Genomic DNA, 8,340 nt, shown 5'->3' on the forward strand with positions numbered 1-8,340 from the left:
CAACCTGCAAGCAAGAATCCCAGATTCAGCGAACGGTCATGCCCGCGCTTTTTGAGAAGTTACGAGTGACTTAAGAGCGTAGCGTAACGTGTGCCGCGTCAAGGCGCTGTCTTTCAGCGGGTGCGAATCCCGTCCGGTAACTTTCGTTCCGACCGGTAGCAACTGGAGCAGTCGTGGAGGCAACAAAGTGGCTGAAGCGTCCAGTGTAGAGGGTTCTTTAAGGAATAGCGCTCAGAAGGCGATAACTTTCTCGCTATCAACCACCCAGTCAGAAAGCGCTTGCATGGTCGATTTTTCCGCACCCTCAAAATAGGGCTGGTTCTTGTAAATACCGCAGCGAGCCATGCAGGTGCCGCAGACCTTGACAACAACCTCTTGGTTGATCAGGTCCTTAAGCATCCATGACAGGTCCTGGTCATAGCCCTCTGGAGGCTGGCAGGCATCACGCGCCATATCGACGGCATCATTCATCAGGAAAATGCGGACTTCGTTGTCGCCTTCTACCAGTTTCCCCGCCAAGCGCAGCCCGTTCCACGTGACGTCAGTGTTGTCGTAAGGTTCGCGATTAAAGATAAGCAGGACTTTCATGGTTTTCCTCCTGGTTTCTGGAGATCAACGCGTGGCAACAAGTCCGTAATGGAACGGACAGAATCCCTGTAAACCGACGTCCGTGATACTGCCAAACCCCGCTGCGGACATCCACGCCCGACACTGTTCCGGCGTCGGGCGTATTTCCAATGAGGGGCCGCGTGGCGTCGGTATGTCGCTTCGCCAGTGAATCACTGACAACACGCCACCCGCATGAAGAATCCGATGTGCCTCTTGCAGAAGCGCTACAGGCTGCTCCAGATGCAGTAAATTGAAAATCATGGCATGCGACTGACTTGCGGTTTCAAGCCCGGTTCCGTCCGCCACAAAGTCTCGAAGCTGGGCACGAATATTGATTAGATGTCTTTCTTCAGCCTTGCTCCGGAGTCGCTTTACCATGTCGGGCTCAATGTCCAGCGCGGAGAGCATTCCTGTCGTGCGCCGAGCCGCCGGAATCGTGAATGTTCCATAGCCGCAACCAAATTCAACCACATTGCCTCGAACCCCGTTCTTGCCGAGCAGTCTGTCAACCGCACCTTCTGCATCGAAGAAGCTGGTCCAGAATGCTTCTTCGGGCATTCCGCTGTCACGGCCTTTCACACCATTTCCTCTCGTCTGTCTAGCGCGGTCTCGACTGGCACTGTTGGTGCATTCGCGCCTGTACTCATGCCAGGGCCTGCTCCAGGTCTGCGATCAGGTCGGCAGCGTCTTCCAGTCCAACCGAAAGCCGCAGCATGGCGTCGGAAATCCCGCGCCGGCTACGCTCATCCGGCGTCAGACCATGTTGCGTGGTGGTGCACGGCTGAGTAACCAGGCTTTCTGCACCACCCAGACTGGGCGCCAGAGCAAACAGGCGCAAGCGGTCCGCTACACGGGTCGCATCGACGCCGCTACCTTTCACATCAATGCTCATCATGCCGCCAAAGCCGTGCATCTGCTTCTTCGCAAGCTCATGACCGGGAAAGTCGGCCAGGCCGGGGTAATAAACGCGGGCGATCTTTCGGTGCTGGGCCATGGCTTCGGCCACTGCTTGGGCACTGACGTTTTGCTGCCGAACCCGGACCACCAAGGTGCGCAAGCTGCGTGAAAGAAGCGAGGCGACTTCCGGGGAAATCATCGAACCGAGGTTCTTGCGCCAGTTCCATACCGGCATCAGCAGTTCCTTCGATCCCATCAGCGCTCCGGCGGTGAGATCGCTGTGCCCCCCCAGGTATTTAGTGGCGCTATGGACGACGAAATCGGCACCGAGTTCCAGCGGGCGCTGATTGACGGGGGAGGCGAAGGTATTGTCGATCACCACCTTGGCCCCATGCGCGTGAGCTTTAGTGCAAATTGCCCGGATATCGAGCAATTCGAGTGTGGGATTGGTGGGTGTCTCAAAGAAAACAAGCATCGCGCCGCCGGCCAATAGCTCGTCCAGGCGTTCAAGCTCGCTGCCGAGGATCAGGTGGGTACGAATACCCAGCAAGGGCATTTGGGAGGCCAGTAGCTCCAGAGTGCCACCGTAGGCGTCACCAATACAGACGATCCCTTCGCGGCCGTGGGTCAGGAAGAGCGCCGTTTCGGCCGCCATGCCGGAGCAAAAAGCCCAGGCCATTTCCGCGCTTTCCAGACTGGCCAACGTTTCTTCCAGGGCAAAGATGCTCGGGTTCAGGCCGTAACGGGTGTAGAGGCTGCCCGTCTTCTTGCCGTCCACCACCTCGAGCAGGTCGGCCGTGGAGGAAAAGGCAAACGTCGTGGTGTTGTAGATCGGGGTATGCGGACTGCCATGGGCATCCTTGCCAGAACTGCCGTGGATGGCGCGGGTCGCCAGAGATTGCGAGTGCCTATCGGACATGGCTGTCTCCTCTTGAGCTATCAATGCTTCGTGAGTGGTTGGATTTATGGGTTGTTTCAGGTTTCGATGGGTAAGCCGCTCGCTGCCCACTCGCTCACACCATCGCTTATCTTCTTGGCGATAAAACCCTTGGCGCGGAGCAACTTGACTGCCTCGTCGGACATCAGACAGAACGGCCCGCGACAGTAGGCTACGATGGTGCGATCCTGCGGTAGGTCAGCCAGCCTCTTCTCCAATTCCGCCAAAGGCATGGAGCGGGCAAAAGGTAGGTGCCCGGCGTCGTACTCGCTGAGTGGGCGAACGTCGATGACGAAGACCTCGCCCTGCCTGGCTTTATGCAACAGACTCTCGCGGCTTTCGGAAGATAGACTATCGGGCTCGCTGACCATTTGGGTCAGCGCCAGACGAAGCTCGACAAGGTGTTCTTCAGCGACTTCCCGGAGACTGACCCAGAGATGAGACACATCGGGGCCGCTCAGTCGATAATGAACGTACCTGCCGTCGCGCCTTGTTTCAACCAGGCGGGCTTCTCGTAAAGCCTTGAGGTGGGCGCTGGTCAAGCGCATGTCGATGCCGGCCTGGGCAGACAGGGTTTCGACGCTCTTCTCTCCTTGGGCAAGCAACTCGACTAACTCCAGGCGCTTGGGGTTCGACAGAGCTTTGCCGATGCGGGCAACGTGTTCGTAGAGGTAGGATTTGGGGTGTTGAGTTCGCATACACACAATCTAACGATCGTTAGATTGTGTGTCAATGACTTTCGTTGATCGACCGTGGCATCTGGGCAATGATCGCCTGGTCGAAGAATGGGGGCGAGCTTGCTGGTGGTGTTCAACGGGCAGCGCCTGCTCGGGCATTTTCGCCAGGCGCTGCGGGAGGAAACGAGTGTTGCAGGGTTGTAGGTCGGGTTGGCGGAGCGTAACCTGACATTTTTGTGTACAGTCGGGTGCAATGAACGAACCTGAACCCATCCGGGCCGAGCGTCCCGATGCGCTTCCAGCTCCGGTCAGCTTTCGGGAAGCTTTCGTCTTCTGGCTCAAACTCGGTTTTGTCAGCTTCGGTGGCCCGGCCGGGCAGATTGCGATCATGCATCAGGAACTGGTCGAGAAGCGCCGCTGGATTTCCGAGCGGCGTTTCCTGCACGCCCTCAACTACTGCATGGTACTGCCGGGACCCGAAGCGCAGCAGTTGGCGACCTACATCGGCTGGCTGATGCACCGGTCGCTGGGCGGCATCGTTGCCGGCGCACTGTTTGTCCTGCCCTCCCTGTTCATTCTGATCGCCTTCTCCTGGATCTATATCGCCTTTGGTGAGACGCCGCTGGTCGCCGGCCTGTTTTACGGCATCAAACCCGCCGTCACGGCCATCGTCGTCCAGGCGGCCCACCGTATCGGCTCGCGGGCCTTGAAAAACAAGGTCCTGTGGGCAGTGGCTGCGGCCTCGTTGATCGCCATTGCCGCGCTCGACGTGCCGTTCCCCGCGATTGTCGCGCTGGCGGCGGTGATCGGCGCCGTCGGCGGGCGGATAGCCGCCGACAAATTCACCGCCGGTGGCGGCCACGGCAGGGCTGACCAGTCCTTCGGCCGGGCGCTGATCGACGACGACACGCCGACTCCGGCGCACGCCGTCTTCAGGTGGTCGGGGCTGGCGCGCGTCGCCATCGTCGGTGGCCTGCTCTGGCTGCTGCCAATGGCCCTGTTGACGGCGCTCTACGACTGGGAGAGCACCTTGCCCCAGATGGCCTGGTTCTTCACCAAGGCGGCATTGCTGACCTTCGGCGGTGCCTACGCCGTACTACCCTACGTCTACCAGGGTGCCGTTGTGCACTACGGCTGGCTCACCGCCACGCAGATGATCGACGGACTGGCGCTTGGCGAAACCACGCCGGGTCCGCTGATCATGGTCGTCGCCTTCGTCGGCTTCGTCGGCGGCTACGTCAAGGCTGCCTTCGGGCCGGACAGCCTGTTCCTTGCCGGCGCGGTGGCCGCGGCGCTGGTCACCTGGTTCACCTTTCTGCCGTCGTTCCTGTTCATTCTCGCCGGCGGGCCGCTGGTCGAGACGACGCACAACGACCTGAAATTCACCGCGCCGCTTACCGCCATCACCGCTGCGGTGGTCGGCGTGATCCTCAACCTGGCGCTCTTTTTCGCCTACCACGTGCTGTGGCCTGTAGGCTTCGCCGGCGCCGTCGACTGGCTTTCGGCGGCCATCGCGCTGGCCGCCGCCGTGGCGCTCTTCCGCTACCAGCGCAGCGTGATCCAGGTCATCGCGGCTTGCGGCATGCTCGGTTTGCTCGCCAAGGCCTTACTCCCCTGAAACGCTCAAGTCTTGGATTGACCACAGTTGATCCAGGCACCTATACTGTCGCCGATGCCCGTTGGATTTCCTGTTCTTTCATGATCTGTGATCAACCACGCGTGGATGCTGTCCCTGCACCTGGCCAGACGGGCGCCCTGCATGCTGACTGGGCAGCCCTCGCGGCGGCGGAAGTTGCGTGGCCGAGAAGATGATCGGACAGACCTTCGCGCTTGCTTTCCGTAATCTCGCGCGCCACCGCCGGCGAACGGGAGTTTGCGTCGGCGCCATCGGATTCGGCGTCGTTGCTCTGGTGCTCGCCGGCGGGTTTGCGGAATGGATGATCTGGATGGAGCGGGAGTCGACCATTCACTCGCGCCTGGGTCACCTCCAGATCGTCAAGCGCGGCTATTACGAACATGGCGTGGCCGATCCCTATGCCTACCTGATCGGCGAGCAAGCGGTCGATACCAGGAAGATCAAGTCGCTGCCGCACGTCAAAACGGTGACCCCGCGACTAGCGTTTTCGGGTCTTGTTTCCAGGGGGGACACCACGCTAAGCTTCCTTGGCGAGGGTGTCGCGCCGGAGACTGAAGGCGACCTGTCCAAGGAATTGATCGTGCATTCCGGCAAGCCCCTCGCCAGTGCCGTGCCCAATGGAATCATCCTTGGCAAAGGTCTTGCCGCGAGCCTTGGCGCTGAACCGGGTGCGATTGTCGTGCTCTTGGTGACCACCCGGAATGGTGGCGTCTCGGCCGTCGAAGCGAACGTTCAGGGCATATTCCATACTGCGGTAAAGGCCTTTGACGATGTCGCGCTGCGGGTGCCGATCGCTCTCGCGCGCAAGCTGATGCGGGTTGAAGGCTCGCATCAGTTGATCGTGCTGCTCGACGAGACCGAGCGCACGGACGAGATGCTGCAGCGCCTGAGCCGCCTGATGGCCAGGAACGGCGAAGGGTTGGAGGTCAAGTCCTGGCTCGACCTTGCCGATTTCTACAAGGCGGTGGTCGACTTGTTCTCGTCGCAGACGGGGTTCGTGCGCATGATCATCGCCGTGATCATCATCATGAGCATCTCCAACGCCCTGATGACCAGCGTCAGGGAGCGGACCAGCGAAATCGGGACGATGATGGCGATCGGCTTCCGCCGCCGCGAGGTGATGCAATTGTTTGTCAGTGAAGGCGTTGTGCTGGGCCTGGTTGGCGGAGCGCTCGGCGCTCTCCTCGGCTATCTCCTGGCGTATGCGATATCGGCGGTGGGCATACCGATGCCGGCGGCTCCCGGTATGGATGAGGGCTTCAACGCCGAGATTCGGGTAACCGGCGAGCTGGCCTTCAACGGCTTCCTGCTGGCCGTCGCCTCGTCGATACTGGCCAGTCTGTACCCGGCCTGGAAAGCGTCGCGGCTTCAGATCGTCGATGCTCTGCGTCGTGCCGTATGAGTCCATGATGCTGGAGATGATGACCCTGCGCAGCAGCCTGCGCAATCTGTTCCGGCAAAAAGCTCGGACGGCCATGACGCTGGCCTCGATCGTGGTCGGTGTGATGGCCTTGATAGTGTCCGGGGGCTTCGTCGAAGATGTATTCATCCAGTTGCGTGAGGCCACCATCCACTCACGCTTTGGCCACCTGCAGATCTATCGGGAAGGCTTCTACGCCAACGGGGTCAAGGACCCCTACAAGTACATGATTACCGCGCCGGAGGAGGTGCAGATTCCGCTGGCCGCCGTCCCCGGTGTGCTCGACACGATGATGCGCCTCAACTTCTTCGGCCTCTTGAACAACGGCAAGACCGACTTGCCGATCGTTGGTGAAGGCGTCGAAGCCGACAAGGAGACCAAGCTTGGCAGCCACCTGGTCATAATCGCCGGGCGCCAACTCAAGGATACTGATGTCAACGGCATTCTGCTCGGCGAAGGTGTGGCGAAATCCCTGGCCATTGACGTCGAGTCGTTCGTGACCATCCTCGCCAACACGCCCGAGGGCGCGCTGAACAGCGTCGAGTTCAAGGTGGTTGGCATCTTCCGCACGTATGCGAAGGATTTCGATGCCCGAGCCGTGCGTATTTCGCTGCCGGCAGCACAGGACCTGCTCCGCCTGCAGGGCGCGCATTCCGTTGTCGTCTCTCTGGCCGATACGCTGACTACCGATGCCGTGGCGGCGAAGCTGGCAGCAGACCTCGGACGCAGAGGATTCGAGATCAAGACATGGCTGGAACTCGATGATTTCTACGCGAAGACCGTCGACCTGTACAAGACTCAACTGGCCGTCCTGCAGTTCATCATCCTTGTCGTGGTGCTGCTGAGCGTGGCCAACAGCGTCAACATGTCGGCCTACGAACGAGTCGGCGAGTTCGGGACGCTCAAGGCGCTGGGCAGCCATGACTGGCAGATCTCGGTTCTGATCATCGTCGAGAATGTCCTGCTGGGCTTGATTGGCGCCACGCTGGGGGTTGTTCTGGGTGTTCTGCTCGCCTTGGGGCTGTCCGCAATCGGCATACCCATGCCGCCACCGCCCAATTCCAACGTGGGGTATACGGCGTACATTCGTCTCGTTCCCAGTGTCCTGCTCGTCTCGTTCGCCATCGGCTTTCTGGCTACCGTGCTGTCGTCCCTGTTACCGGCACGGGCTGTGGCGCGTGTGCCGGTGGTCGATGCCTTGCGCCAGAACGTCTAGTCCTGTTCGACGCGAGGCACGCACCGGCGATGCTGCCGGCTCAAGGCGTCTATCTGCGCACGATTGCCTGACCGACGGATCTATCGAAAACGGCACGCAGGGCGGCGCGTTTCAACCGCTGGCGCCAAGGGAGATCCAGGTGTACCGGCGAGATCTCGTGGACGCCGCGATTGTGGGCGAAGAGAATGACGGGGAACAGGCGAGACCATTCCATTGTCATCCCTCTGAGGCGGCTTTTGCTGAGCAGATCGGCCAATTCTGTGGGTGAGAACGAAGCCAGATAAGACTCCTGGATCTCGGCAAAGAAGCTGTCGCCATGCTCACGGTCATACTTGTGGGCAAACCAGCGTCGCGTTGCTTCTCGCTTGAAGCGCACGAGATCGACGAGAAAGAAAGTGCCCCCAGGCCGGAGCAAGTCCGCTGCAGCGTTGAGCGTCGCCAGAGCCTGCTGTGCAGTCGGGCAATAATGCAGTCCAAAGGTCCAGGTGATGAGATCGAACCTTTGCTCGCCGAAGATCTCGGGCAAATGAGCCATGTCTCCTTGCATCAACCGGACATTTGCGATGTGCTCGTGCTGAATATGACGCTCCGCTTCGGCGAGCATGGCCCGCGACAGATCGATACCGACGAATGCCATACCGGGTCGCTGCCCGGCCAGTTCCCCGAGCAGCACCCCTGGCCCGCAGGCCAGGTCCAGCGCCTGTCCGTGCAGCGGAACGCCGGCCAGCGCCCGTTCGAGAACGACGGCCAGGAGGACGCGAAAATCGCTGAGGTGGGAGGCCCTGGTGTATTGCTCGCAGTAGTCTGCATCAAAGTTCAGTGACGCGCGATGGGGAACTCGCTCGTCCTTCCACTCAGTGAGTCCCTCACGAAAAAAGTAAAAAAGGTCGTCCAACATGAAAGTGAAAGTAACACAGGGCTTGCGCGTCGCGCAAGGCGGCGCAGGCC

At 60.3% G+C, this 8,340-nt stretch carries 8 protein-coding genes; 3 read left to right on the forward strand and 5 right to left on the reverse strand.

Features of this window, described 5'->3' with window-relative positions; genetic code table 11:
- Positions 1-231 precede the first annotated feature (231 nt).
- The 4 genes from ACCAA_RS01365 to ACCAA_RS01380 all read right to left on the reverse strand — a co-directional run bounded on the left by ACCAA_RS01365 (position 232) and on the right by ACCAA_RS01380 (position 3,141).
- Positions 232-588: a DsrE/DsrF/TusD sulfur relay family protein gene (locus tag ACCAA_RS01365; protein WP_186405460.1), complete on the reverse strand. Its 357-nt coding sequence runs from the start codon at positions 586-588 to the stop codon at positions 232-234.
- A gap of 24 nt (positions 589-612) precedes the next feature.
- On the reverse strand, positions 613-1,188 hold the full coding sequence (locus tag ACCAA_RS01370; RefSeq protein WP_186405461.1) for a class I SAM-dependent methyltransferase: 576 nt from the start codon (positions 1,186-1,188) through the stop codon (positions 613-615).
- Between the two features lie 64 nt (positions 1,189-1,252).
- Positions 1,253-2,425 (reverse strand): trans-sulfuration enzyme family protein, encoded by a 1,173-nt coding sequence (locus ACCAA_RS01375; protein WP_186405465.1) that lies wholly within the window; start codon positions 2,423-2,425, stop codon positions 1,253-1,255.
- A 56-nt stretch (positions 2,426-2,481) separates the two neighbouring features.
- On the reverse strand, positions 2,482-3,141 hold the full coding sequence (locus ACCAA_RS01380) for an ArsR/SmtB family transcription factor (protein WP_186405462.1): 660 nt from the start codon (positions 3,139-3,141) through the stop codon (positions 2,482-2,484).
- 232 nt (positions 3,142-3,373) lie between these two features.
- Here ACCAA_RS01380 and chrA point away from each other — a divergent pair, with 232 nt between their 5' ends.
- The 3 genes from chrA to ACCAA_RS01395 all read left to right on the forward strand — a co-directional run bounded on the left by chrA (position 3,374) and on the right by ACCAA_RS01395 (position 7,392).
- Positions 3,374-4,738 carry a chromate efflux transporter gene (gene chrA / locus ACCAA_RS01385; protein ID WP_186405463.1) on the forward strand — a complete coding sequence of 455 codons (1,365 nt, stop codon included), beginning with the start codon at positions 3,374-3,376 and terminating at the stop codon, positions 4,736-4,738.
- Positions 4,739-4,916: 178 nt separating this feature from the next.
- Positions 4,917-6,158, forward strand: a complete 1,242-nt coding sequence (locus ACCAA_RS01390) for an FtsX-like permease family protein (protein WP_342674018.1) — start codon at positions 4,917-4,919, stop codon at positions 6,156-6,158.
- Positions 6,159-6,162: 4 nt separating this feature from the next.
- A complete protein-coding gene (locus tag ACCAA_RS01395) occupies positions 6,163-7,392 on the forward strand; it encodes an ABC transporter permease (RefSeq protein WP_245754375.1) in 1,230 nt (409 codons plus the stop codon).
- Positions 7,393-7,441: 49 nt separating this feature from the next.
- Here the strand turns inward: ACCAA_RS01395 and ACCAA_RS01400 are convergent.
- Positions 7,442-8,340, reverse strand: an 899-nt coding sequence (locus ACCAA_RS01400; protein WP_186405464.1) for a class I SAM-dependent methyltransferase, incomplete at its 5' end; no start/stop codon positions are given.

Origin of the sequence: Candidatus Accumulibacter aalborgensis, assembly GCF_900089955.1 — a bacterium.
GTDB lineage: Bacteria > Pseudomonadota > Gammaproteobacteria > Burkholderiales > Rhodocyclaceae > Accumulibacter > Accumulibacter aalborgensis.